The sequence below is a fragment of the Dolichospermum sp. DET69 genome (genome assembly GCA_017355425.1).
Taxonomy (GTDB): Bacteria; Cyanobacteriota; Cyanobacteriia; order Cyanobacteriales; family Nostocaceae; genus Dolichospermum.
The window spans coordinates 1,859,146-1,885,061 of the sequence record CP070233.1; the positions used below are offsets into that span (position 1 = coordinate 1,859,146).

A 25,916-nucleotide genomic window follows, 5' to 3' on the forward strand; every position below is an offset into this window, starting at 1 on the left:
ATACAATTCCGTGCCAATTCACATAAAAGAGAACCGGCACAAAAACTATCCATCTGCTATCTAAGGATTTTATGCCAAAGTTGACCCATGATTATGAATTTTCTGGTTTTGTACAGATTAAGAAAGAAAGGTTAACATAAACCATAATCCAGACAATCTGTAACAAACATGACAAAATCATGTCAAGTTAACTATTTACAATATTCCAGTTAGTGTATGACAACTTGGGTTAGCGTAACAAGGTGAGGATGCTTGGGCAGACTCTGGGTTTATATTAGGTAATTAGCTACATCAGGAGTAAAGTAAAAATGACAACCCCAAAAGAAATCTTGAAGAAGATTCAAGACGAAAAAATTCAGATGATTGATCTGAAATTCATTGATACACTGGGAACTTGGCAACATTTGACCATGTACCAAGACCAGATTGATGAAACTTCATTCTCTGACGGTGTACCTTTCGACGGTTCTAGTATTCGGGGTTGGAAAGGTATCGAAGAATCTGACATGACAATGGTACTTGATCCTAACACCGCTTGGATCGACCCATTCATGAAAGAGCCAACTCTAAGTATCATTTGTAGTATTAAAGAACCTCGCACAGGCCAATGGTACAACCGTTGCCCCCGCGTTATTGCCCAAAAAGCAGTAGATTATCTAGCTTCCACCGGACTTGGTGACACAGCTTTCTTTGGTCCTGAAGCTGAATTCTTCATCTTTGATGATGTCCGCTACGACCAAACTGCCAACTCAGGTTACTACTACGTAGATTCCGTAGAAGGTCGTTGGAATACTGGTAGAGAAGAAAAACCTAACTTGGGTTACAAAACCCGCGTTAAAGAAGGTTACTTCCCAGTTCCCCCAACAGACAGCTTTCAAGATATGCGGACAGAAATGCTGCTAACCATGAAAGATTGTGGTGTACCTATCGAAAAACAACACCATGAAGTTGCCACAGGTGGTCAGTGCGAACTTGGTTTCAAATTTGGTAAGTTAATTGAAGCTGCTGACTGGTTGATGACTTACAAATATGTGATCAAAAACGTTGCTAGAAAATACGGCAAAACCGTCACCTTCATGCCAAAACCAATTTTTGGTGATAACGGTTCTGGTATGCACTGTCACCAATCTATTTGGAAAAATGGTCAGCCTTTGTTTGCAGGTGACAAGTACGCTGGCATGAGTGAAATGGGTCTTTACTACATTGGTGGTATTCTCAAACACGCTCCAGCATTGTTGGCAATTACCAACCCCACTACAAACTCTTACAAACGCCTCGTACCTGGTTATGAAGCACCTGTAAACTTGGCTTATTCCCAAGGTAATCGTTCTGCTTCTGTGCGGATTCCTCTTTCTGGAGATAACCCCAAAGCCAAGCGTTTAGAATTCCGTTGTCCAGATGCTACTTCTAATCCTTACTTAGCCTTTGCAGCAATGCTTTGTGCTGGTATTGATGGTATCAAAAACAAAATCCATCCAGGTGAACCCTTGGATAAGAATATCTATGAACTTTCCCCAGAGGAATTGTCAAAGATTCCTTCTACTCCAGGTTCTTTAGAACTAGCTTTGGAAGCTTTGGACAATGATCACGCTTTCTTGACTGAAAGTGGCGTTTTCTCTGAAGACTTTATCCAAAACTGGATTGATTACAAGGTTGCTAACGAAGTTAAGCAAATGCAATTGCGTCCACATCCTTATGAATTCTTCTTATATTACGATTGCTAATTGCAACTAGTAGTAAAAGTAGTGAATTTTTTAGCCACCTGTTTAGGTGGCTTTTTTTATCAATTCAACTCATAGACGCTTGGCTACGTCCATAAAGAGTTTGAGTCGCGGGGTCCATTTTTCCTTGAATGGGATTCCAGTAGTGAGATATTTCTTCATGCAAACCCAGTTCTTGTGCAGACCGCATCGACATGGATTGTTGACGGTTTTTAGCTTGCTGATGTTGACGCACCATGAGTTGACGAGCTTTTTCTTGAATAGTCATAATATTCGCCTCTTTTTTAGTTTATTTATTTACTGATAGATAGTTGATTCTCTTCTCAACTCCTAGACTAACAGAAAATTCTGTAGCGTAAACTACAAAATGAAAAAATTGACATAAAACTTTATAAAGAGGAGTCACCGAGTCAGGAGTCACCGAGTCAGGAGTTAGGAGTTAGGAGGAAAGAATAATTGTCTGAATCAGGATTAACAGGATTTAAGGATTAACAGGATTAATCCCTAAATACCAAGTTGATTTACGGGTAGATTAAAATTTTGTAGGTTTGGGCTGTGGGGGCGATAGCGAAGCGCTCCGTAGGAATCGCTTGGTCTACAGCTTGTGGTAAATCTTGTAGTTGTCTGAATCAGGATTTACAGGATTAATCCCTAAATGCCAAGTTGTTTTATGGATAAATTAAAATTTTGTAGGTTTGGGCTGTGGGGGCGATCGCTTGGTCTACGGCTTGTGGTAAATTTTCTAGAGGATAGCGATCGCTAATCAAGGCTTTAACATCAATGCGGCGATTAAATACTATGTCCGCAGATAGACTTTGCAGACGGTAGGATGAGCTATAACTACCCATTAAGTCTATTTCCCGACGGTAGAGAGTATTGGGGTTAATGGGAATAGTCAACTCGTCTGGGAACTCTGCAAAGAAGAGAATTTTTCCACCTTTGCGAGTGCAGTCTAAAGCTTGAAAAAATGCCTTATCACTGGGAACAGCTAACAAAGTCACATCTACACCCATTCCCCCAGTTAAAGCTTGAATTTTGGCAACTAAATCAGGATCACGAGCGTCAAAAGCTGCTTCTGCTCCTACTTCCAGGGCTTTTTCAATTCTAGATGGTAAAAGGTCAGTAGCGATCGCTTTTGCACCGAAATACTTCACCAACATCATAAACATTAACCCAATGGGACCTGCACCTGTAACTAATGCAGTTTGTCCTGGTGCGATTTGAGCTTTTTTCACTGCTTTTAAACAGCAATTAGTAGGTTCAACAAAACTCGCTTCTTCAAAACTGATATCATCAGGGATGGGAATTAAGCCACCATTCTCTACAATGTGGCCTGGAACTTTCACATATTCCGCAAAACCGCCACCACTGGCGTTAAAACCTGCGGTAGTGGAGATATTTTTATAAACATCGCACATGGAAAAATTATCATTCAAGCAGTAAGCGCAACGCATACATGGTATATGGTGCATCACCGCTACCCGTTGTCCTACTGTCCAGCCTTGCACCTGTGAACCAACAGCGGCAATAGTTCCAGCGGTTTCATGTCCAAATATGCGTGGCGGTTCATACAAAGGATAACGAATCTTTTTAATATCTGACTGACATAACCCCACAACCCGCACCTGTACCAGCACTTCATCTGCCTCTAGGGTGGGAATTGGGATTTCCTCGTAGGATAATTGATTTACGCCTCTAAATACTTGTGCTTTCACGTTGGTTTTCCACTATTCAACGTTACTAGATTTAACATTTTGTGGTCAACTTTAGGTTATGGAAGTATGGATTTTTTCAACAAATCCTGGTATTTGGTTATTTAATTTATCTAGTAATTGAATCAAAGTTAAAGGAGTTCTTTTATATTTTTAAGATTGTGTGAGTAAAATTTGAACCATTGTTTGAGGGTATTCTTCAAATAGTTCACCGAGAAAATCATCTGGTGACTGTGCTTTTATATTCCAAGGCTTTAAATCTTGTTTCTGAAAATCTTTAATATTTTGGGTAACGATAATTTCTGCTTTAGCAACCACAGCAGCAGCGAGAACATGACGATCTTTAGGGTGATTTTGCATAAAAGACTCCAGTTCTTTCGGTGCTTCAACCATAGCCTCTGGAAAAGCCATTTTGATAACTTCCTCTAACTTTCTAGCTCCCTCAGTAGAAATATATCCTTTATTGATCAGGTTTCCCATTGCTTCATCTAGGATTTTTTGTGACCAATAGGGTATATACAAATCAGCCTCAGCGGTAGAAAGTAAGGTATCTCGTAAATACATTGGAAACAAAACACAGGCATCTAAGATAACATTAGGCATCGCAATTTAAGTGTTTTACTCATTCCTCATAATCATACAGTCCCGCTTCTTCAGTTACTTCAATAAGTTCCTGTAGGCATTTTTTCCGGTTTATATCACGTTGTTCTTTATATTTCATCAAATCATCAAAGCGCACACGCCGATGTGTTCCCACTTTAATACAAGGAATTTCACCTTGATCTAATAACTTAATCAGGTAAGGACGTGAAACTTTGAGAATGTCTGCGGCTTTTTGTGTTGTTAGTTCTTTATCCTGAATAACTACAGATATTACCTTACCTAATGCTAGTGCATGAACAGTCTGATATAATACCTGATAAACCGATTCGGGAATGGGAATTTCTTGACCGTCTACTCCTACTAATTTTGGTTGAGAGCCTTCAAGCTGGAGTATGCTTTCAAGATGCTTGATAGATGATTTTTCCGGTTCTTGAGCCATAACTGACTCTAAAGGAGGGTTTTGCTCAATGATAGTCTTCATAAAACTTCGCGGGATGTGGGAAACTCAGTCACAAAGCGTGCTGAGAGGGAAACGGCACGAGCGGTAATAAAGGCAGTCAGTCTTTGCTTAACCATTACCGCCTTGGAGTTGTTCGATTCGGTGTGCTTTTGTATTGCACTTTCAATGGGACAATTACCATTTCAAATTTCACAACCCTGTACGCATAATGTTTTGCTCAATAGAGCCTCCCATTTCTGGGGTGATGTTAGCAACGACTGCGTTATAAGAGCTTGTTAGGCTGAAAGCACTGTTCCAGTGACTTTAGAACTGTTTAACTTACAGCGACAGAGCGGGGAACTAGCTTCGCATTCCGAGGTGTCGTGACTCAAATAACGGCTACCCTTCGACTACGCTTGTGGGTGGTCTGGTCAGTACAGCTTGTTTGATTTCTCTTACAAGCTCAATCCCTTTAGGGTTGAGTTACTGACAATGAATGTGTTTTTGATATCCATATCATATATTTTATATCCTCTAAACGCAATATCCGCAACAGAAATCAAATAAAATATACTTTATGAAACGTTGTGACAAAGCAATAGATATTGGGCAAGTTTATTTTTTGGACATTTTTATTGAGAAGCTAGATAAAATCTTGTAAATTCTCACCACAACTTGACATATCTGTAAACAAAAATACAGTTTAACAAATGATTTGTATGGGAGAATATAGGCAAATAAATAATTATTTTCACCTAAAATATAACTGCCATTTTCCACTAAAATATACATCACCATAATAATGGCAAAATGCCGTTATTTTCTATTTAAAATGAGATATCATCAAAATAATTGGCAATAATACATCTTCCATATTTGTGAATTTCCAGGTTAAATATAATTACTAATTGCCGTAGTCAAATCTAGGTTTATCTATATATTTTATCATGCAGATGCACCATATAAATTATGATCTGCTGTCTAAATCCCGATTGTTCAAATCCACAAAATCCCAATAATCATAAAGTTTGTCAAACTTGTCAAACTCCTTTAGTGACACTTTTAAGAAATCGGTTTCGTGTGATCCGTGTTCTTTCTGATGAAGGAGGATTTGGCAGAACTTATATATCAGAAGATATTGATAAATTAAATGAATTATGTGTAATTAAACAACTAGCACCAAAATTCCAAGGTACTTGGTCACAAAAAAAAGCAATTCAGCTATTCTCAGAAGAAGCAAAGCGACTCCAGGAATTAGGAGAACATCCTCAAATTCCCACATTAATAGCTTATTTTCAACAAGAAAATTGTTTATATTTAGTACAACAATTTATTGATGGTCAAAATTTATTCAATGAATTACAGTCTCGGAAAATTTATAAAGATTGGGATATTCAAGCTATTTTATTAGATTTATTACCAATTATAAAATTTGTGCATCAACATGGGGTAATTCATCGTGATATTAAGCCAGAAAATATTATTCGTCGTAAATCTGATGGGAGATTAATAATTATTGATTTTGGTTCTTCCAAACAGTTGACTGCACAAGTACAGCGAAAAAATGGTACTTCTATCGGTTCACATGGTTATTCTCCCATTGAACAAATTAGAGATGGAAAAGCATATCCCTCCAGTGATTTATTTAGTTTAGGTGCTACTTGTTTTCATTTATTAACAGGAATTTCTCCTTTTCAATTATGGATGGAATATGGCTATAGTTGGATAGAAAATTGGCAGCATTATTTACGCTTTCCGCTGAGTTTAGAATTAACAGAAATCATAGATAAGCTACTACAAAAAGAACTACAGAAACGCTATCAATCTGCTGATGAAGTAATTAGAGATTTGATGAAAAAACATACTCATATTCTGCCAGCAGCAGGTCATAAAATTATAAAATCACCTGTCAATAATTCTCAAATACATTCATCAAAATATATTTGGGTAAGAAATTTAACTTTTCTATTGGGAATAATTGTCTTTGTCGCATTAGCGGAATCTGGTTATCGAGAATTTCGCAAGTTAAAACCTGATTTCTCTTTTAGTTGGAGTCAACCTCGCAATAGTACACCAATATCTGCAATATCAGAAAAAAATTTGTCTTTAGTCAATACTTTTTCTGGACATAAAAGTAAAATTTTATCTGTGGTCATGAGTCCAAATAGTAAATTAATTATCAGTGGTGGTGATTGTCCAGAAAGTAAGAATATTCAATGTCATAATATTAAATTATGGGATGTAATTACAGGTAAAGAAATTACCAGTCTTCAGGGACATTCCCAAAATGTAAATACAGTAGCTATCACTGCTGATGGGAAAATTTTAGTTAGTGGTAGTGATGATAAAACTATTAAAGTTTGGAATTTACAAACAAATCAATTAATTCACACTTTAAATAGTCATACTGATGCGGTTCATAGTTTAGCTATTAGTGCTGATGGTAAAACCTTAGTTAGTGGTAGTGATGATCAAACTATCAAAGTTTGGAATTTAATCACAGGTAAGCTAATTCGCACTTTAATAGGTCATAAATATTGGGTGCGTTCTGTAGATATTAGTTCTGATGGTGTTACTTTAGCAAGTGGTAGTTTTGATAAAACGATTAAATTATGGAATATTAATCAAGCAGAACCAATTCAAAATTTAGCTACCAGTTCACAAACAGTTATAGCTGTGGCTTTTAGTCCTGATGGTAAAATTTTAGCAAGTTCCAGCCGCGACCGCACTATTAAATTATGGAATCTACAAACTCGAAGAGAAATTCGGACTCTCATGGTAGAAGATAATAGCGTTAATACCATTGCGTTTAGTACAGATGGTAAAATTTTAGCTAGTGCTGGACGAAATATTTCTGGAGAACAAAACTATCACACCATTAAACTCTGGAATGTGGCTACAGGAGAGGAAATGCTGACATTGACGGGACATACTAATGCTGTTACCTCCCTTGCTTTTAGTGCTGACGGGAAGTTTCTAGTTAGTGGTGGTGAAGATAATTTAATTAAAATTTGGCAGGTTTCAGTCAAGAATGATAAAAATTCTCCCCGTCGAGGTTTGGTACTTGATAAAACTAAATTTCGGTAGTTTATGAGATTACGGATTATATACTGCAAACGGTTCATAGTTTAACCAAATATGAAACCCCTCTTGTAAACCTCTCCCCGCAACGGGGCTACGGTGTACACACATCTCTAGACAGGATGCTAAACGTTATCCGATCCCCCTAAATCCCCCTTAAAAAGGGGGACTTTGAAGAATTTAGCCCCCCTTTTTAAGGGGGGTTGGGGGGATCTAAACGTTGTGGGGCAACTCTAGAAGACTTGTGTGTACACTGTAGCCGCAACGGGGAGAGGCTTTGAACTTGGTTCTTTGTATGATAAAAAAGTCCAGCTTCTAGCCGTTTTGAGTATAACTTTATAATGTCCCCGATTCTAGTTGATCTAAATATATGAAATCAGGAGACTTTACGCCAGCTTCTTGTCTAATTCTCACAAGTTTGGGAGATTCAAAAAAACGTTTTGCATCTTCTATGGATGTCCAGGATGAAAAATGCACTATTTGATTGGGATTATTTTCGTATTTTAAAACCTGATATGCTATTTCTCCAGCTTGCTTGCGGATATCGGTAGCATTATCAAAAACCTTCTTCCATGCTTCATAATCTTCAACTTCATGGATAATCAATACATATTTCATGATTTTGTTTAGTTGGTATGGAAATTAATTTTTAGTCTAATAGCAAAAGTTGGACGAAGCCGACTGGGGGATTTTTATTTTTATTCAAGAAACTTTTGAAGATCATCTCTATTAGACCACTTCAGTACATTAGATACACGATTTAACAAAGTGATATTATTTTCATTCCACAAATCTGTACTATCATCAATTAATGAAATAAAGTTATAGTTACTTTCCTTTAAATCACTAATCTCAGACCAAGTGGTAAAAACTTTATCTACTCTCATTCTCGCCGTTCGACGAAGAGGTGTACTAAGTGTATTAATTAAAATATTTCCACTAGGACGATAGACACAAAAATCTACAGTCCTAGCAGTTCCAGACATTCCTGTAAATTTTTTGTTTCTTTCAACATTTAATTTCTTCTTATTTAAAAACTCTATTACTTCTTCAGTGATAGGCTCAAAAGTTGGTACTTTGAGTTTCGTATTAGTATCAGCAACTCTAATTATTGCTTGAGATAAACGAAAAACTGCATCAGCTAAATTATCATCTTTTTTTAAACGAGTAATTAGCATCCCATTAAATTGTTCAATTCCATGAGTAATAACTATATCTTTAATAATTATTTCTTGGTTTTTTGATAAGCTATAAGCAGCAGTTTGTAAATAAAGCCAACCAAAGGTTTCACCTAAGTCAGTTAATACATAGGATTCTTCTTTCTCTTTTAAAAATAAATCTATTACACTACCATCAGGAAGAATAAAAGGAGTAGATATTTGCACAAATTCATTTACAGGTGAGCAAGCAAATAGCCCTCCAATAGTTTGATTAATTTTTTCACAAATATTGAGTGTCATAAATCTAATGCTAATACTTGTGGTCTGTGCATGATCCCATTATGTGTTATTTTGGATTCCAAACAAAACTGCTCCCAGACTCCTATTGGATCATTGGCTAAAGCAGTAATATCATCTGATACGATTTTAACGCGAAATTCAAAAGCAGGAGGGTTTCTTTTATTTTTATCCCATATAATGTCACCCTCAACAAATTTATTAGGATCTAATATAAGGTTTTCAAATTTTTCTTGACTTAACATTAATTAACAAATTCGGTTTTTGCATAATAAATAAAAATCTCATACATAGAAGCAATAATCATCAATTTTTTATATTTTTCACTAAAGACAGGATGAATCTATCCACCCATTAACATTTATTCAAATATGAAATCCTCTGATAACTCTTCATCAAGATCAACTTCCATTCCTTCAGTAAGCACAGAAACACGACGATACATATATTCTGTAATTGGTTCAGTAGTGCTAGGATTTTTCTTGATATCTCTAGCAAGAAAATCTAAGAACGCCTTTACAAAAGAATGCTTTTCCATAGTTAGGGGAAATATTTTTTTCATTTCTAATTGTCCATTTTATGGAAATAATCCCAAACGAATCCATAATTGTCTCGCTATCACTTGAGATTGACTATTTAGCTCTAAACACTTTACAGTTACTCTTCCAATAGGCGTTATACCTATAATTAAACCAGGTTCAGAATTAACTTGAAAATGCTTTTCCCATTGGTCTTCTCTAGGATTAAAAAGACGAACTTCTGTATTAGATTCGAGATCTATTTCACTAATACGAGATCCTTTTCGCAGATTACAAGAACGACAAGCAAGGGCTAAATTACTTTCAACATTAGCACCTCCACGAGAAGTAGGAATAATATGTTCAACTTCAAAGGGAAAATTAAATACTAATTCCGGTGCATGACAATATTCACAGCGATGAAAAGCGCGATCTGCTACCAGATGATAAAATGGATTCATTGACTCAATTGTTGTGCTAAAGATGCAGTTCTGGCTGTAGCAGCATTGAGTTCAGCATTAACAAGATTATCTAATTCAATTTGTATTTCTGGGGGAAGTGTTTGTCCTTGATCTCGTGCTATTCTCCACATACTCATTAAGTCAGATAAACGTTGTTTTTGCTCGTTAGTAAAAAATTGATCGGCATGAAAGTTATCAATAATTAATAATGCCCGAAATTCAAATTCACCCAACTGTGTTGTCAAAGCATCTAAAGCTTGACCGGCAGTTTTGCCAATAGACTGTTTATCTCCAGCAATGGCGCGATAAGACTTTTCTCCATTGGCATTTGATGTAGGTACAATAGCAACTGTAGTCATAAGAATACCCGGTAAGTGGGAAACTCAGCGGCTTTAGCCGGTGAGAGGGAAACGACACGGGCGGTAATAAAGGCTTTGAATCTTTTTTCATTACCGCCTTGGAGTTAAGAAATTTGGGGTACTTTTGTGATGTACTTTCAACGGGACAATTACCGATTCAAATTTCTCAACTCTGTACGCATAATGTGTTGCACGCGATGTGCCTCCCTTTCGGGGTGATGTTAGCAACGACTGCGTTATTCTTACTCACGATTTCATTCTAGCATACCACAGGGATTAAAATCCCTCGTGTCGCTTCCCTCTCAGGGAGCCAAGCCACTGAGTTTCCCACTTACCGTGAGATCTTATGATAATACATAAGTTGGGTTGCATTTCATTTAACCCAACCTACAAACTTACAGTATTACCCGGTAAGCGTAAAGCTCAGTCACAAAGCGTGCTGAGATATAAGCGACACGGGCGAAAATATTTAGCCTAACTCATTGACTTGATAACAGTAGATGTGATACAATGTAAACAATTCTAGAATTTAAGTATAACTAAACGACGTAAAAACTTAACTTATTTGGTTGAGTGCGTAGTCATACCTAACGGTATTGCTGTTTAGGAAAGCTAAATTTGGTGAAAAATGAAATGCAAAAAACGAGTACGGTAGGGATACGGTCATTAACGCTTTAGGAGAATCGACCTCTGTTTTTGTTGGAGTAATCCAGCAATTGTAAGTTGGCTCATTGATTAAAGAATCGAGCGCGTCTTTAGACGGTGAGAGTGTCAAAATAATATATAAGGCTTTGTGTTTGAATTCTGCCCTACGGTATAGTTGTTTTGGCAACTTTTTCGGTAGACTTAGACCATGAAAAAGCTGATTAATCGTCCAGAAAACTTTGTCCGTGAAAGTCTCGAAGGCATGATGTTAGCTCATAGGGATTTAATTAGAATTAACTATGAGCCTAGTTTTGTCTATAGAGCCGATGTACCCCCACAGGGAAAGGTAGCCATGATCTCCGGTGGTGGTAGTGGTCATGAACCCATGCACAGCGGCTTTGTCGGTCAAGGAATGCTAGATGCTGCTTGTCCTGGAGGAATTTTCACCTCACCCACTCCTGACCAAATGTTAGCAGCCGCAAAACAGGTAAATCGTGGTGCTGGTATTCTTTATCTGGTGAAAAATTACAGCGGCGATGTGATGAACTTTGAAATAGCTATAGAATTAGCTCATAGTCAAGGTATCCGCGCTGTCAATATTTTAATTGATGATGATATCGCTATCAAAGATCGTCTTTATACCCAAGGACGACGGGGTGTAGGTACAACAGTGTTAGCAGAAAAAATCTCTGGCGCAGCCGCAGAACAAGGATATAATTTACACCAATTAGCAGATTTGTGTAGAAAGGTGAATCTCAGTGGTAGAAGTATGGGTGTAGCTTTGAGTTCTTGTACAGTCCCGGAAAGAGGAATACCTACTTTTACATTGGGTGACGATGAAATAGAATTAGGAATTGGTATTCATGGAGAGCAGGGAAAAGAAAAAGTACCCATGAAATCGGGTGATGAAATTACAGATATTTTAGCAAATTCTATTATTAATGATCCAAATTATTGTCGGATAGTCAGGGAGTGGGATGACAAGATGGGCAAATGGGTAGATTTAGAACTGTTCAATAAACCATTTGAAAAAGGCGATCGCCTTTTAGCTTATGTTAACAGTATGGGTGGGACTTCCATTGCGGAACTCTATCTCGTCTATCGCAAACTCGCAGAAATTTGTGAATTGGAAGGACTGGAAATCGTGCGGAATCTAATTGGACCCTACATGACATCATTAGATATGCAAGGTTGCTCTATCACACTGCTGAAATTAGATGATGAGATGATCCGTCTTTGGGATGCACCAGTCAAAACGCCAAGTTTACGCTGGGGAATTTAAAATGGTTAATCAGGTGCAAATTATTGAATGGTTACAAGTGTTTGCTGATGTGATTGAGCGTGATAAAGATACCTTGACAGAGTTAGATGCAGCCATAGGTGATGCTGATCACGGTATTAATATGGATCGTGGCTTTAAAAAAATTACCAATATTTTACCGAGTTTTGCGGATCAAGATATTAGCAGCATTTTCAAGACTGTGAGCATCACTTTGATTTCCAGTATTGGTGGTGCAAGTGGTGCTTTGTATGGAACTTGGTTTTTAAGAGCTAGTGTTGCAACCGATGGTAAAGAAGAATTAACAGAAGAGGATATGTTGAAATTACTAAAATCTGGTTTAGAAGGTGTAACTGAGCGTGGTAAAGCACAGTTAGGAGACAAAACAATGGTAGATGTACTATCTCCTGCCGTTATCGCTTTTGAACAAGCAATCAGGAATAGCTCAAGCACTGCATCGGCTTTGCGAATAGCTATCATAGCGGCAGAACAGGGATTAAAAGAGACTATACCCATGTTAGCAAAAAAGGGGAGAGCGAGTTATTTAGGCGATCGCAGTATTGGACATCAAGATCCGGGAGGTACTTGTGCTTACTGGATGTTGCGGAGTTTATTACAGGTGGTAGAAGGTTCTGGAGGTTAACCGTCTGGGAATTAATGCCCATGTTTTTATTACTCCAGTATTAATATTTGTTATTCTAATGTATAACTTAACCATATAATTGTCAAATTTTTTACTTCCTGTGCAATGGTCGGTAGGTTGGGTTGACGCTCATGTTACCCAACATCAACCAACAATACAGCGGTTTCCACTCTTATGAGGTACATCTTAGAGACTTCCAATTTAAAAAATATCCCAAAATTTATTGTAGTGCGGGCCGAAAAGTCCCCTAATAATACAAGGAGGGACCAGATACCATTGGATAGCGAAGCGCTGCTGCAAGCAGTTCATTTTTTTTGTGGAGTTCTCTTATTATATAATAATATAAACTGAAATTAGAGAGAGTCAAATTATGAATCAATCTGATTCTAATAATAGCAAGCAAAATAAAAATGCCAAAGGGATTACAAAAATTTCTGTCAGTGGTTATAAGTCACTTTATGATGAATGCAGTATTGAAGTACGCCCCTTAACAATTCTTGCAGGTGCTAATAGTTCAGGAAAGTCAAGCATTATGCAACCTTTATTGTTGATGAAACAAACTCTAGAAGCAACTTATGATCCTGGTGCATTATTACTTAATGGACCCAATGTTAAGTTTACTTCAGCAACACAATTATTTTCTAAAATATCTGGAATCAAACCGAATAATAAGTTTACCGTTGGTATTGGTATAGAGAATGATCAAATTATTAGTAATGTATTTACAACACATAAAAAAGAAGCCATAGAAATTGTTGAAATGATATATAAAGGAAATGAACAAGAGTTTTCCCTTTTACCAGATATGTTGCCAGGAGATGTAATGAATATTTTACCAAAGCCATATATAGAAATATATAATGCAATTCAAGATACAGAAACTTTAAAAAATAAAATGACATGGATTGTTAACAGAAATAGGTGTTTTTTAGAGTTTTCATTATCTACAAAAGAAAAATATAATATTATTTCTCAAAATCCATTATTTAACTTCTTGTATTCCAGTCCTTCGGAAGTTTTTAGTAATTATATCCGTCAAATAATCCATGTCCCTGGATTAAGGGGAAATCCCGAACGAAATTATAAAATTACAGCTATAGGTGATGAATTTCCAGGTACATTTGAAAATTACGTTGCTAGTGTAATCAATTATTGGCAAAAGGGTAAAAATAATAAAACTATCAAAGAATTATGTGCTGCATTAGAAATACTAGGGTTAACTTGTAAAGTACAAGCAAGACAAGTTAATGATACACAAGTTGAGCTTAGAGTTGGTCGTTTACCACGCAACTCTGATGCTAAAGATGATCTGGTGAATATTGCCGATGTTGGATTTGGTGTTTCCCAAACATTACCTGTTTTAGTTGCTTTATTAGTAGCAGAACCAGGACAATTAGTATATATTGAACAACCAGAAATTCACCTGCACCCCCGCGCTCAAATTGCTATGGCAGAAATATTATCTAATGCAGCAAAAAGGGGTGTTAAAGTAGTTGTAGAAACTCATAGCGATAAATTAATTCTAGCAATTCAATCTTTAGTTGCCGAAGGTAATTTATCACCAGATATAGTAAAACTGCACTGGTTTACACGCCAAGAAAATGGTATAACAAATGTCAATAGTGCTGATTTAGATGAAACTGGCGCTTTTGGAGATTGGCCAGAAGATTTTGGTGATTTATCTCTACAATTAGAAAACCGTTATTTAAGTGCTGCGGAAGCTCGTTTAATGCAGGGTGTACATGGTGGCTAAAAATTCTCATGTTATATCATTGGATGATAATACTGCTAGAAAATTTTTTAGTGAAGCATCTGTAAAAATTGATGAACTCAAAGATATTGTATGGGTAAATCCAGACAAAGTAGATGAAGAACAACCTATTGAATGGTTAAGAAATGGAGCAAAAGTAGAAAGCGATCGCCTACTAATGAATTATTCTGACAAAAAAATATAAAATATGTAGGTTGGGTTGACGCTCATGTTACCCAACATCAACCAAAAATAATACATAAGTTGGGTTGTATTTCATTTAACCCAACCTACAAAATTGTTTATTCTTCAATTAATTTGTATAGCGTCTTAAAGAAAAAAGGAATATGATTTTCAACAATACAATCTTGTTTTGAATAAAATTTACCAATTTCTAAAGATAACTGTTCTCTAAATTTGGATTCTGAATGAGTCCAATTATCATCAGGCAAAATTTGCTTCCAATATTCTTTAGATTTGACAAGCATTAATACCGCATTTATTAACTTATTTTTATAATGTAAATTTTGATTATTTTGATACTCTTCTTGCCAAGAATATTGAAATTTATCTATTTCCATACCATCAAAACTAGAAAGGTGACTGATTCTCTTAATTACCCTTGACCAATGAATTTGTAAATCTGCATCATTAGTCATATCATTAACCATATCTAAATAAATATTTTCTAAATTAACAGTATTTTCTTTATATAAAGGAGAAATAATATATTGATTATCAAAAACTTCTTGAATATCAGGTTTTAAAAAATAAGCTTCTTTATGAATTAAACCAGTAATCCATATACGATGATGGTTTAGATCAGTTTCATTAATCTTTGTTTCATCATAAATATTATAGAAAATATCATCAGTATTTTGAAATTTGTAATCTTCTTTTATTTCAGCAAGTTGAATATCTAAATCTACAATAGCAAAAAGTTTATCAGGAGTTAAAAATGATTGACTATAATCAGCATTATGTAAATCTAAAAGCCCAAAAAATGTATTTAAAACATCATTTCTATCTCCACAATTAAAAAAAACTGGTCTATATTGCTTCCACCATGTTGGGACACAAGCATTATAAAAATTAGCATCTGGCATTTGTTCCATTTGCTTATATAATTGCGGTGAGCGTCTACCTTCTACTTTTGGGGGAATAAGACCTTCACAGAGAATGACAATTTTATTTTTAATTCTGCTATCTTGAATAATCTTTAAACAATGTTCTTTTAGTTCCTGCTCATTAAAACTCATATTCTTGATTAGGTTGATTATTGAATTGTTCTTCCTTGTAATTTTGGATCTAATTCCTTAACATGAGCAGGTGTAACTGCATTACATAATTCATAAGAATGTGTTGCAAGAATATATTGATTAGTCGCACCCCATTCTTCTAAATCTCTAACTATTTGATATTGCCAATCTGGGTGAAATGATATTTCTAATTCATCCATTAATACAATAGCATCTTCTATCTTATTATGTTTTAACCACATATATATACATAATCTTTTTAATTCTCCATGACTTAAATCTTCTGGATAAAGTTCTGTTTCATCACCATCAATTTTAAAATTAATTCCAGATAAATCAGGTTGTACATTAATTTTCTTGTTACTTAAAAGATTATTGAGTTCATCTAATAATTTTACATAATTATTACCATAATTTCCCCCTTTTTCGACAGCTTGTTTAAAATCATCATCTCGTGCTTTTTTGAATGCTTCAATCAGAATGTCTATTGATAAGAAATCATAGGTAAAAAATCCAGGTAATTTAGAATTAGCTGTTTTAATTTGTTGATAATAGTTAGTTTGATTGTTTTCCTGTTTTTTAAATAAGGATTTTCTGTTGTCTGGTTGTAAAAATAGGAATATTTGTGAAACGTGAGCAGTTAAAAATATTTTGTTTGATAATTCAATGAGCAATTTAAATATTTCATCTCCATCGAATTGACAAATAAATCTCCCTATAAAGTTTTGAGCAGTCTGAAAACTATAAATAAAGTATAAATTAATATATTTTTCTGATTTTTCCTCATAAAAACTAACTGATTTAATTTCATCATCGTCATAATCTTGTTCCAGTAATTTTAAAATATAAGATTCACTACAAATAAAAAAATCAAGTTTTACAGTTTTACTACCATCCCAAATATCAATAATAGCTAATGTCCTTTTCCCCGACTCATCATTAACCTCAAACCCATGTAGTAGATTTTGAATAAACTCGAATCTATCAGGATTACCAGAACAGTGTAATAAAACAAAAATCAACTGTAACAATGTACTTTTACCCCCTCCATTTTGACTACCAAGGGGAAAAATACGCGGAGTAAATTCTTTCTCAAAAGTAATATCTACATTTTTTAAAGCTCGAAAATCAGGTACTTGGATTCTTTGTATGTGCATAAATCAATATAGTGTTTTAACTTTACAAGTAGACCATGTCCATTATACTCCCTTTCCAGTGCAATATTACTTATTTTCTTCCTCTAACATACCTATAAGATACAAGGTTGGGTTGACGGAAGGAAACCAAACATCAACTAACAATAATAAATGTGTTGGTTTGCATTTCATTTAACCTAACCTACAAATTACTAATTGCTACATACAAGATAGTTGAAAATATTGTATCATACATGTATCGTTTATATAGTTTATTTAGTCATGAACGTCTTCGATATCTACTCAAAACGGCAAAAAAAACTTATGGGAGATGTCCCTGATGTGTATCAGTATGATAATATTCCTCGGACTCTCCGTGTACAGATTGTTCATATTATAAAGGATCTTATTGGTCTTTATGAGACAAATAAAAGTGAACAAGTTTTTCTGGATATTCACAATATAATATGTCGTGAACATGGCATATTAAGTTTGGGTTCAGATATCTCATTCATGTTCAATGTGCGAAATAATATGCTATATACTAAAAGAGTATTGAATTTTATAATAGAAGCGGAAGAAATAGAACAGGTTCTTGATAGCGTTGAATTAACCTTTAAATTTTTTGAAAAATTATATAACAAAGGTGATACAATAAAAAATATATCAAATACAATTGATCAATTAATCAAGGAATTGAACTTTAGATTTAGGGAACATGGAATAGGCTATCAGTATGAGTCAGGTGAAATTATAAGAGTTGATTCTCAGATTATCCATACTGAAGCAGTCAAGCCAGTTTTACAATTATTAAGTGATACTCGATTTCAGGGAGCAAATGAGGAATTTTTGAAAGCTCATGAACATTATAGACATGGGAATTACAAAGAATGTCTCAACGAATGTCTCAAAGCTTTTGAAAGCACTATGAAAATCATTTGTAATAAGCAAGGCTGGAATTTTGAACCTAAAGATACAGCCCAAAAACTTATTAATATTTGCTTCAATAATCATCTAATTCCTAATTATTTAGAAACCCAATTTTCAACACTCAGGCAAAATCTTGAAAGTGGAATTCCTACAATGAGAAATAAGCTTGGAGGACATGGACAGGGTTCTCAACCTGTTAATGTTCCACAATATTTTGCAGCTTACCAACTTCATATAACAGCAAGTACAATTTTGTTTTTGATACAAGCTGAAAAATCCCTTCCTTAAATACTAAAAACACATATTTTGTAGGTTGGGTTGACGCAAGGAAACCCAACATCAACCAACAATAATACATAAGTTGGGTTGCATTTCATTTAACCCAACCTACAACTCAATTTCAGATAACATTAAGATGATATACCCAATGTATTAGTAAGTTAAATTTAACTCTAGTTGCTTCTCTGGAATATCTTGTAATATTTGAGAATTTAACTTGTTAACATCTTCAGTTTTTTTTGTAGCATCACGAATAATTTTTTTTATAGTCTCAACTGGTAATTTACTTGCATTTTTACTATTATAAAATACATGAGACTCTAAATTTGAATTATTCTTCATTAATTGAATTTCTTGCCATATTGATGATGAAATAGCCTTACCAAATACAGCTATTTGTCCAGTAAGTTCGTCAGTTATGAAATCACACCATTTAAGTTTGTGTAATTCATTAAAATCTAAACCTACTGAATTTTTAAGTTCGCATATTAGATAATTACGCCGTTTTGTATCTAATTTATAACCACCGTTAGATTTAATAATGATAGGTTTATTAGTGGCATTTTTATCTTCTGTTTGGGTGAGTGCAATATCACCTATTTTTGTTACTTCTACTGAAGTATTAACAGGAAATATTAGATGACTCACATTTGATATTTCATGGTCTTGATTGGAGATAGAATCTTCTTGAACTGCAACTGAATATAAAAACTTAAATATGTCTCTGTAGGTTTGCTTACCAACTCCTTCAATTTTACCTAAATCTCTAAATCTTTTGATTGGTAAAGATTCTAATATTTTTCTTGATATATCATTTTTTATACCTAATTTATCAGCCCAGAAAGTATTTTGTTTATTGTTCAATAATTCAGTCATCACACCTTCAATTCCAGTTGCTTCTGATTCACGGTCAAGACATATATATATATCTATATTAAGGTTTTGAAGATAATTCTCCATTATGGTTTGAACATCTCTCCAATTCAATCCTCCTTTATCGCAGCCCAGTTTTGGAAAAGCAATTGATTGAATACATCCTCGTTCATAATTTTTGGCAAAATAATCTAAACCTTGTTCTATCCATTCAATTTTTGAAGGATATTTCCAATGATTTTTTGTGGGAAAATTCATTATCCAAGGATTACCATAGGACCGATATAAATATGGTTTACCAATTTTGACAGACTTGCTTTTGCATCTTTCTGCATAATCTTGAAACATTTCTGGAAAACGCAATTGACATTCTAGTGCTAATCCTGCTCCCATAACACCTACGCAATTGACTGTATTTACTATAGTTTGTGCGCTAACATTAAACACGGTGGTATCAGTGTATTTTAACATACATATCCTCAGAAAAAATATAGATTTCGATTTATCTCCACTACAATATTAACATCTATTGAAAGTGAGTCAATAATAGCTCTAACTTGTTCGACTTGATTTGGTAAACAACAAAATATCTTCAAAATCTTGTTAATATAAACTTTAGGATATACCAGAATTTCAGCACATTTTATTCTTTTACCATCAGGAATATCATTCCAATATCCTGCATTAATTATATCCCAAGGTAGATTATCTAGTAAAGATACACCTCGATAGAATTTAGTGTCAAGAGAAGCAGCATTACCATTGGAAAATATTGTTGTTGACTGAAAAAGTAAACAAGGATCTACACCAAGAAAAACTATTTGGTTTTGTATTTCTCTTTTCACATAAAGCATGGGATTTCTTGGAGAAAAATAAAAAGGTACATAATTATGTAATTCTATATCATTAATTATACGATTACTTCTGAGATACTGTACAGTTGGATCAGATATATCTGTTACCAGACCTAACTTATGAGCCTCATTATGTGATAATAGTCCATGTTGTAATATGGAAGGTAGATTGCTAATAGCGGTCATGTGATAAAGGTACTTGATATTATATTTTTCAAGATATTGATATGGGAAATTGCTATTCATGTTTTTCTATCTATAGTTTAAGTTGTAGGTTGGGTGGAGGTGCGAAACTCAACACCACCCATCAGTATGTTACCATAAATGTTGGGTTGCATTTTATTTAACCCAACCTACAAAAACTATCCTAAAACGAAATTCACCAACTTACCAGGAACAACAATTACCTTCTTGATTTCCTTCCCTTCAATATAACGCTGTGCAACCTCAGACTCCCGCGCATATTTTTCCAACTCCCCTTTATCAGCTTGAGAAGGAACTTGAATAGAACCGCGAGTTTTACCCATAATTTGAATTACCAAAGTAATTTCATCAGCTATCAAAGCCGCAGGATCAAAACTTGGCCAAGTTTGGGTATGCACAGAGTTTTTATTCCCCAATAACTGCCATAATTCATCACCAATATGCGGGGCAAAAGGCGCTAACATAATCACCAAAGTTTGAATACCTTCCGCGTAAATTGGTGAATTATGACAATCAGCATCAGTCAACGCATTACTTAACTTCATCAATTCCGAAATTGCAGTATTAAATTGATATTCATCTTCTACATCTTCCGTAATTGCTTGAATAGCAATATGAATGAAGCGACGTAAATCTTTTTCGGCTTTTGTCAGTTGTCCGTTGTCAGTTGTCAGTTGTTTTGGACTTGCAGCATAATCTGTTACCAACCGCCAAACCCGATTTAAAAAGCGGAATTGTCCCTCAACATCAGCCTCATCCCATTCTAAATCTTTTTCAGGAGGCGCTTTAAATAAAATGAACATTCGCGCCGTATCAATGCCATATTTATTAATCACATCTTCCGGTGCAACACCATTGCCTTTTGATTTAGACATGGTAGCATACAGACGTTGTAAAGGTTCTCCAGTTTGTGGATCTACAGGATTATTAGCATCAACCAAATTAGAAGGAATCCATTTATCCTTACCACCTTTATTCGGGTTCATGTAAGTTAAACCCTGTACCATTCCCTGAGTTAATAGGCGTTGAAATGGTTCATCAAAGTTGAATAAACCTCTATCTCTTAATACCTTAGTGAAGAACCGCGAATACAATAAATGTAAAATTGCGTGTTCAATTCCGCCCACATATTGATCAACCGGCATCCAATCATTTACTTTACCAGAATCAAAAATCTTTTCCTCATTCTTTGCGTCAGGATAACGCAAGAAATACCAAGAAGAATCAATAAAAGTATCCATTGTATCGGTTTCCCTTTTTGCAGGAGTACCGCAAGTTGGACAAGGGACATTTACCCAACTTTCTAACTGTGCTAAAGGTGAACCACCCCGACCACTTAATTCAATATCTTCGGGTAATTGGACAGGTAAATCTTTATCTGGTACTGGCACAATTCCACATTCAGGACAGTGAATAACAGGGATAGGTGCGCCCCAATAACGTTGTCGAGAAATTAACCAATCTCGGAGGCGATATTGTATTCTTAATTTACCAAAGTTTTGTTTTTCGGCAAATTCGATAATGGCTTTTTTGGCATCTATTGAATTTATGCCATTAAAGTCACCGGAATTAACTAAAATTCCCGCTTCTGTATAGGCTGATTTTAAAGTTTCTTCTGCACCAACTTCGGGAACAATTACCACTTTGATAGCTAAATTTTGTTCTTTGGCAAATTTGAAATCTCGGACATCATGGGCTGGTACACCCATTACCGCACCTGTACCATATTCATAGAGAACATAATCTGCAATCCATACGGGTACTTCTTCCCCAGTAAAGGGGTTAATAACCTTCCCACCTGTAGGAATACCCCGTTTTGGTTTATCTTCTGCTGTTCTTTCTAACTCGCTTTGGTTGCTGACTTCCTTGATAAAGGCTTCTACCGCCGCTTTTTGTTCTGATGTGGTAATAACCTGAGTTAAGGGGTGTTCTGGAGCTAATACAACGTAACTCACGCCATAAATAGTGTCGGGACGAGTGGTATAAACGCCGATTTTTTCATCTAATCCGACAATAGGAAATTCTAAATATGCACCAGTGGATTTTCCTATCCAGTTGGCTTGCATTAATTTGACTCGCTCAGGCCAACCTGTGAGTTTATCCAAATCATTTAATAATTCTTCGGCGTAGTCGGTAATCTTAAAAAACCATTGACGTAGTAATTTACGTTCAACTATTGCACCACTGCGCCAGGAACGTCCTTCATTATCAACTTGTTCGTTTGCTAATACAGTTTGGTCTATGGGGTCCCAATTAACTGCGGCTTCTCTTTGATATGCTAAACCAGCTTCGAGAAATTGCAGAAAAATCCACTGTGTCCATTTATAATAATCGGGGGAACAGGTAGCAAGTTCAGTTTCCCAATCTAAGGATAAACCCAGACGCTGTAATTGTTGCCGCATTTGGGCAATATTTTGATAAGTCCATTTGGCAGGGGGTACACCTCTATCAATGGCGGCGTTTTCTGCGGGTAGTCCGAAAGCATCCCAACCCATTGGATGTAATACCCGATACCCTTGCATTCGTTTGAGGCGGGCAATCACATCTGTAATTGTGTAGTTACGGACGTGACCCATGTGCAAGCTACCGGATGGGTAAGGAAACATGGAAAGCGCGTAGAATTTTGGCTTGTTTTGATCTTGAGGCGTTTTATCTAAGCCAAGCTCTGCCCATATTTGTTGCCATTTTTCCTCAATTGCGGCTGGTTGGTATAACGTTTTTTGGGGGGACTCCACAACTAAAACTCCTAATGCTGTTACCTAATTTCGCTATTGTGGCATAATCTTGACTGCTCCTGAAGCTATTGAGTTTTTTAGGGAGCGAAGCATATATCCTTATGGCATTTTGTAATTTTATTTGCCGATTTTCTGGTATATATCGTTATTATCATTAACCAGAACAAATTATGACTCATTTTGGTATTCTTTGCCCAGCCGCAATCGGTCATCTCAACCCAATGTTTGTTTTGGGAAGAGAATTAAAACGGCGCGGTCATCGTGTTACATTATTTCACATACCCGATGTTCAATCTAAGGTTAATAATGCTGGATTAGATTTTTGGAAAATAGGAGAAGTTGAATTTCCTGCTGGAACATTAGAACCAATGTATAAACAGTTAGGAGAGTTAAGCGGAATCCCAGCATTAAATTTCACAATAAGCTGGCTAGAAAAGGAAACAAAGATGCTTTTTAGTGAAGCACCTACAGCAATATCAAAAGCTGGAATAGAGATGTTATTAGTAGATCAAGTAACAACTGGAGGGGGAACTATTGCCGACTTCCTCAAAATACCTTTTGTGACCGTATGTAATGCTCTTCTAATTAATAGAGAACCCGGAGTTCCACCTTACTTTACAAATTGGGATTATAACACGGAATGGTGGTCTCCTTGGCGAAACCGTGCAGGTAATTTTTTACTCAATCGCTTATCACAAAAAATCTGGAACTTAGTAATATCTCAACGTCGTAAATGGAATTTGCCAGCTTATACACATCGTGATGAGGCTGCTGGAAAACTAGCTCAGATATGCCAGCTACCTGCTGAATTTGACTTTCCGCGAGTAGGTTTACCTAAGACATTTCATTATACTGGTCCATTGCAAGACCCATCAGGATTAGAACCTCTTTCATTATCACCAATACCTTTCCCTTTTGAAAAATTGAATGGTAAACCATTGATTTACGCTGCATTGGGTACTTTACAAAACCGCAAACAGGAAATTTTTCAAATTATTGCCGAAGCATCTATAGGATTGGATGTACAACTTGTGATTTCTTTAGGTCAACCAGAAATAAAAGAATCAAATTTTAACCTACCAGGTTCACCTTTAGTCGTACCTTATGCTCCTCAACAGAAGTTGATTTCGGAATCTGTACTCACTATTACTCATGGTGGTATGAATGCAGTTTTAGGAGCTTTGAGTAGTGGAGTTCCCCTGGTAGCGATTCCGATTACTAATGAACAGCCAGGAATTGCTTCTCGGATAGCTTATACAGGTGCTGGCGAATTTTTACCCTTGTCTGGCTTAAATGTTACGAGTTTACAACAAACAATTAAACAGGTGTTAACAGAATCCTCTTACAAACAAAATGCACTGAGGCTAAAAGAGGCAATTTCTAAGGCTGGGGGTGTGAATTACGCCGCTGATATTATTGAAAAAGTAATATATGCTGGTGAGCCGATTCTATCTAATCTAATCTAATCAAAGATTTAAGATGTAATATGCGATCGCTCTTACATTACCATACTCTGATTGATATCTACGGTAAGCTACGCTAACGCATATTCAACAAACTTATCTAACGCTAGTTTCAAAAACCCGCTGATTTTGCTCTCTTCTCCCCTTTACAACCATCTTCACACCGCCACCAGTACCCAATAAAGCCCCCTTCCGTGCTGGTTTTACAGGTTCAGTATCAGCCAATTCCATCTCCCATTGAGACAAGACAGTTGCTAAAACCAACTTCATCTCAAACAGCGCCAAAGCCATACCAATACAGCGACGATTTCCACCACCAAAAGGTAAAAACTCAGAAGTGCTAAATTGACGTTCTAAAAAACGCTCAGGTTTAAACTGTTTAGAATCAGGATATAAATCTTCTCGATGATGGGTTAAATAAATACAAGGAACTACCAAATTTCCAGGTTCTAAATTATAACCCATGACTTCCAATGGTGATTTTACCAATCTATTTAAAGCTAACATAGCCACTGGATACATCCGCAATGTTTCTGAACAAACAACATTTAAATAAGGTAATTTGAAAATTTCATTAGCATCAGGTTGTTGACCCAAATTATCCAATTCTTGCAATAGTTTTTCTCGTACCTGTGGTAAATGGTGAATCCAGTAAAGCGCCCAAGTTAAAGAAGTTGCAGTAGTTTCATGACCAGCTACCAATAGAGTCATTAACTCATCTCGTAATTCAACATCAGTCATGGGTTGACCTTCTTCATCCTTAGTAGCCATCATCAAAGACAAAATATCAGTCCGAGATGGATCTGGATTTTCCTGACGTTCCTTAATTTCTGTATAGATTAGTTTATTAATTTGATCTGTTAAGCGGAGGAATTTTCCCCAAGGACTCCACGCACCTAAATCTTTTTGTAATAATGGAAAAACTAATAACAGTCCTCTCACAAAAGGTTGTTTAGGATTAAGTATTTTTAGTAGCAGTTTCTTCAGTTCTTGATAACGTGAACCTTCTCGTAAACCAAATACAGCTTTTAAAATCACCTCAAAAGAAATTTCTTGCATGGAAGATAGGATATTAAATGGTTCTCCAATCTGCCATTTGTTAGTAACTTCTTGTGTAATTTCCCGGATTAAATCACCATAAGACAGCATTCTCTCCCCATGCAAGGGTGGCATTAACAACTTGCGTTGGCGTTGGTGTGGCTTCCCTTCTAGTGCTAATAGAGATTTTTTTCCTAACAACCCTGCTTGAATACCTGCTGGCGCACCAGAATCTAATTGTTTGGTGTCAGTGGTGAAAATTTGTTGAATTGCTTGGGGATTGCTAATGAATACTTGTGGTTTAAATACGGGACCAATTCTTAAAGTGAAAATATCACCGTATTTTTCAGTACATTCTTCCATATATCCTAAAGGATCTTTTAACCATTGGTATGTCTGTATCCAAGGATGAGTTTTTGGTCCATCAGGTAGTTTTAAATTAGACATTTTGATAAGTTTGCTATTAGTTTAGGTAAT

The 25,916-nt window shown here is 35.6% G+C and carries 22 protein-coding genes and 2 pseudogenes; 8 read left to right on the plus strand and 16 right to left on the minus strand.

What is annotated here, in order from left to right; all coding sequences use genetic code 11:
• The first annotated feature begins 308 nt into the window (after positions 1 to 308).
• A complete protein-coding gene (gene glnA, locus EZY12_08750; protein QSX69663.1) occupies positions 309 to 1,724 on the plus strand; it encodes a type I glutamate--ammonia ligase in 1,416 nt (471 codons plus the stop codon).
• A 64-nt stretch (positions 1,725 to 1,788) separates the two neighbouring features.
• Here the strand turns inward: glnA and EZY12_08755 are convergent, their stop codons facing one another.
• From EZY12_08755 to EZY12_08770, 4 genes and pseudogenes are all read right to left on the minus strand, one after another.
• The gene (locus tag EZY12_08755; protein ID QSX69664.1) at positions 1,789 to 1,989 is read right to left on the minus strand and encodes a hypothetical protein; all 201 of its coding nucleotides are present in this window, start codon (positions 1,987 to 1,989) and stop codon (positions 1,789 to 1,791) included.
• Between the two features lie 400 nt (positions 1,990 to 2,389).
• Positions 2,390 to 3,436 carry a zinc-dependent dehydrogenase gene (locus EZY12_08760; protein ID QSX69665.1) on the minus strand — a complete coding sequence of 349 codons (1,047 nt, stop codon included), beginning with the start codon at positions 3,434 to 3,436 and terminating at the stop codon, positions 2,390 to 2,392.
• A 51-nt stretch (positions 3,437 to 3,487) separates the two neighbouring features.
• Positions 3,488 to 4,036, minus strand: a pseudogene (locus EZY12_08765) (PIN domain-containing protein).
• 19 nt (positions 4,037 to 4,055) lie between these two features.
• Entirely contained in the window at positions 4,056 to 4,517 is a 462-nt protein-coding gene (locus EZY12_08770) for a helix-turn-helix domain-containing protein (protein ID QSX69666.1), read from the minus strand.
• A 927-nt stretch (positions 4,518 to 5,444) separates the two neighbouring features.
• Between EZY12_08770 and EZY12_08775 the strand changes: the two genes are divergently transcribed.
• A complete protein-coding gene (locus EZY12_08775) occupies positions 5,445 to 7,562 on the plus strand; it encodes a serine/threonine protein kinase (GenBank protein QSX69667.1) in 2,118 nt (705 codons plus the stop codon).
• A gap of 330 nt (positions 7,563 to 7,892) precedes the next feature.
• Here EZY12_08775 and EZY12_08780 read toward each other — a convergent pair whose 3' ends face one another.
• The 6 genes from EZY12_08780 to EZY12_08805 all read right to left on the minus strand — a co-directional run bounded on the left by EZY12_08780 (position 7,893) and on the right by EZY12_08805 (position 10,351).
• A complete protein-coding gene (locus EZY12_08780; protein QSX69668.1) occupies positions 7,893 to 8,174 on the minus strand; it encodes an antibiotic biosynthesis monooxygenase in 282 nt (93 codons plus the stop codon).
• Positions 8,175 to 8,254: 80 nt separating this feature from the next.
• A complete protein-coding gene (locus tag EZY12_08785) occupies positions 8,255 to 9,016 on the minus strand; it encodes a DUF1828 domain-containing protein (GenBank protein ID QSX69669.1) in 762 nt (253 codons plus the stop codon).
• Positions 9,013 to 9,258, minus strand: coding sequence for a hypothetical protein (locus tag EZY12_08790; GenBank protein ID QSX69670.1), 246 nt, complete (start codon positions 9,256 to 9,258; stop codon positions 9,013 to 9,015). The genes EZY12_08785 and EZY12_08790 overlap by 4 nt, the downstream gene beginning before the upstream one ends.
• A gap of 116 nt (positions 9,259 to 9,374) precedes the next feature.
• On the minus strand, positions 9,375 to 9,575 hold the full coding sequence (locus tag EZY12_08795; protein ID QSX69671.1) for a type II toxin-antitoxin system PrlF family antitoxin: 201 nt from the start codon (positions 9,573 to 9,575) through the stop codon (positions 9,375 to 9,377).
• 15 nt (positions 9,576 to 9,590) lie between these two features.
• On the minus strand, positions 9,591 to 9,992 hold the full coding sequence (locus tag EZY12_08800; protein ID QSX69672.1) for an HNH endonuclease: 402 nt from the start codon (positions 9,990 to 9,992) through the stop codon (positions 9,591 to 9,593).
• A complete protein-coding gene (locus EZY12_08805) occupies positions 9,989 to 10,351 on the minus strand; it encodes a hypothetical protein (protein QSX69673.1) in 363 nt (120 codons plus the stop codon). The genes EZY12_08800 and EZY12_08805 overlap by 4 nt, the downstream gene beginning before the upstream one ends.
• An 853-nt stretch (positions 10,352 to 11,204) precedes the next feature.
• Between EZY12_08805 and dhaK the strand changes: the two genes are divergently transcribed.
• From dhaK to EZY12_08825, 4 genes and pseudogenes are all read left to right on the plus strand, one after another.
• Positions 11,205 to 12,278 carry a dihydroxyacetone kinase subunit DhaK gene (dhaK, locus tag EZY12_08810; protein QSX69674.1) on the plus strand — a complete coding sequence of 358 codons (1,074 nt, stop codon included), beginning with the start codon at positions 11,205 to 11,207 and terminating at the stop codon, positions 12,276 to 12,278.
• Position 12,279: 1 nt separating this feature from the next.
• The gene (gene dhaL / locus EZY12_08815; protein ID QSX69675.1) at positions 12,280 to 12,918 is read left to right on the plus strand and encodes a dihydroxyacetone kinase subunit L; all 639 of its coding nucleotides are present in this window, start codon (positions 12,280 to 12,282) and stop codon (positions 12,916 to 12,918) included.
• A 370-nt stretch (positions 12,919 to 13,288) separates the two neighbouring features.
• Positions 13,289 to 14,671 (plus strand): AAA family ATPase, encoded by a 1,383-nt coding sequence (locus tag EZY12_08820; GenBank protein QSX69676.1) that lies wholly within the window; start codon positions 13,289 to 13,291, stop codon positions 14,669 to 14,671.
• Positions 14,672 to 14,681: 10 nt separating this feature from the next.
• Positions 14,682 to 14,873, plus strand: a pseudogene (locus EZY12_08825) (hypothetical protein).
• A 97-nt stretch (positions 14,874 to 14,970) separates the two neighbouring features.
• Here EZY12_08825 and EZY12_08830 read toward each other — a convergent pair.
• Together EZY12_08830 and EZY12_08835 are read right to left on the minus strand one after the other, a co-directional pair.
• Positions 14,971 to 15,927, minus strand: a complete 957-nt coding sequence (locus EZY12_08830; GenBank protein QSX69677.1) for a hypothetical protein — start codon at positions 15,925 to 15,927, stop codon at positions 14,971 to 14,973.
• Positions 15,928 to 15,944: 17 nt separating this feature from the next.
• A complete protein-coding gene (locus tag EZY12_08835) occupies positions 15,945 to 17,084 on the minus strand; it encodes an AAA family ATPase (protein ID QSX69678.1) in 1,140 nt (379 codons plus the stop codon).
• Positions 17,085 to 17,345: 261 nt separating this feature from the next.
• Here EZY12_08835 and EZY12_08840 point away from each other — a divergent pair, with 261 nt between their 5' ends.
• Entirely contained in the window at positions 17,346 to 18,281 is a 936-nt protein-coding gene (locus tag EZY12_08840) for a hypothetical protein (GenBank protein ID QSX69679.1), read from the plus strand.
• A gap of 144 nt (positions 18,282 to 18,425) precedes the next feature.
• Here EZY12_08840 and EZY12_08845 read toward each other — a convergent pair whose 3' ends face one another.
• From EZY12_08845 to leuS, 3 genes are all read right to left on the minus strand, one after another.
• Positions 18,426 to 19,616, minus strand: a complete 1,191-nt coding sequence (locus EZY12_08845) for a macro domain-containing protein (protein ID QSX69680.1) — start codon at positions 19,614 to 19,616, stop codon at positions 18,426 to 18,428.
• Positions 19,617 to 19,624: 8 nt separating this feature from the next.
• The gene (locus EZY12_08850; GenBank protein ID QSX69681.1) at positions 19,625 to 20,245 is read right to left on the minus strand and encodes a DUF4433 domain-containing protein; all 621 of its coding nucleotides are present in this window, start codon (positions 20,243 to 20,245) and stop codon (positions 19,625 to 19,627) included.
• Between the two features lie 116 nt (positions 20,246 to 20,361).
• Positions 20,362 to 22,938: a leucine--tRNA ligase gene (leuS, locus tag EZY12_08855; GenBank protein ID QSX69682.1), complete on the minus strand. Its 2,577-nt coding sequence runs from the start codon at positions 22,936 to 22,938 to the stop codon at positions 20,362 to 20,364.
• Between the two features lie 170 nt (positions 22,939 to 23,108).
• Here leuS and EZY12_08860 point away from each other — a divergent pair, with 170 nt between their 5' ends.
• Positions 23,109 to 24,404 carry a glycosyltransferase gene (locus EZY12_08860; GenBank protein ID QSX69683.1) on the plus strand — a complete coding sequence of 432 codons (1,296 nt, stop codon included), beginning with the start codon at positions 23,109 to 23,111 and terminating at the stop codon, positions 24,402 to 24,404.
• Positions 24,405 to 24,497: 93 nt separating this feature from the next.
• Here EZY12_08860 and EZY12_08865 read toward each other — a convergent pair whose 3' ends face one another.
• Positions 24,498 to 25,886: a cytochrome P450 gene (locus EZY12_08865; protein ID QSX69684.1), complete on the minus strand. Its 1,389-nt coding sequence runs from the start codon at positions 25,884 to 25,886 to the stop codon at positions 24,498 to 24,500.
• Positions 25,887 to 25,916 lie beyond the last annotated feature (30 nt).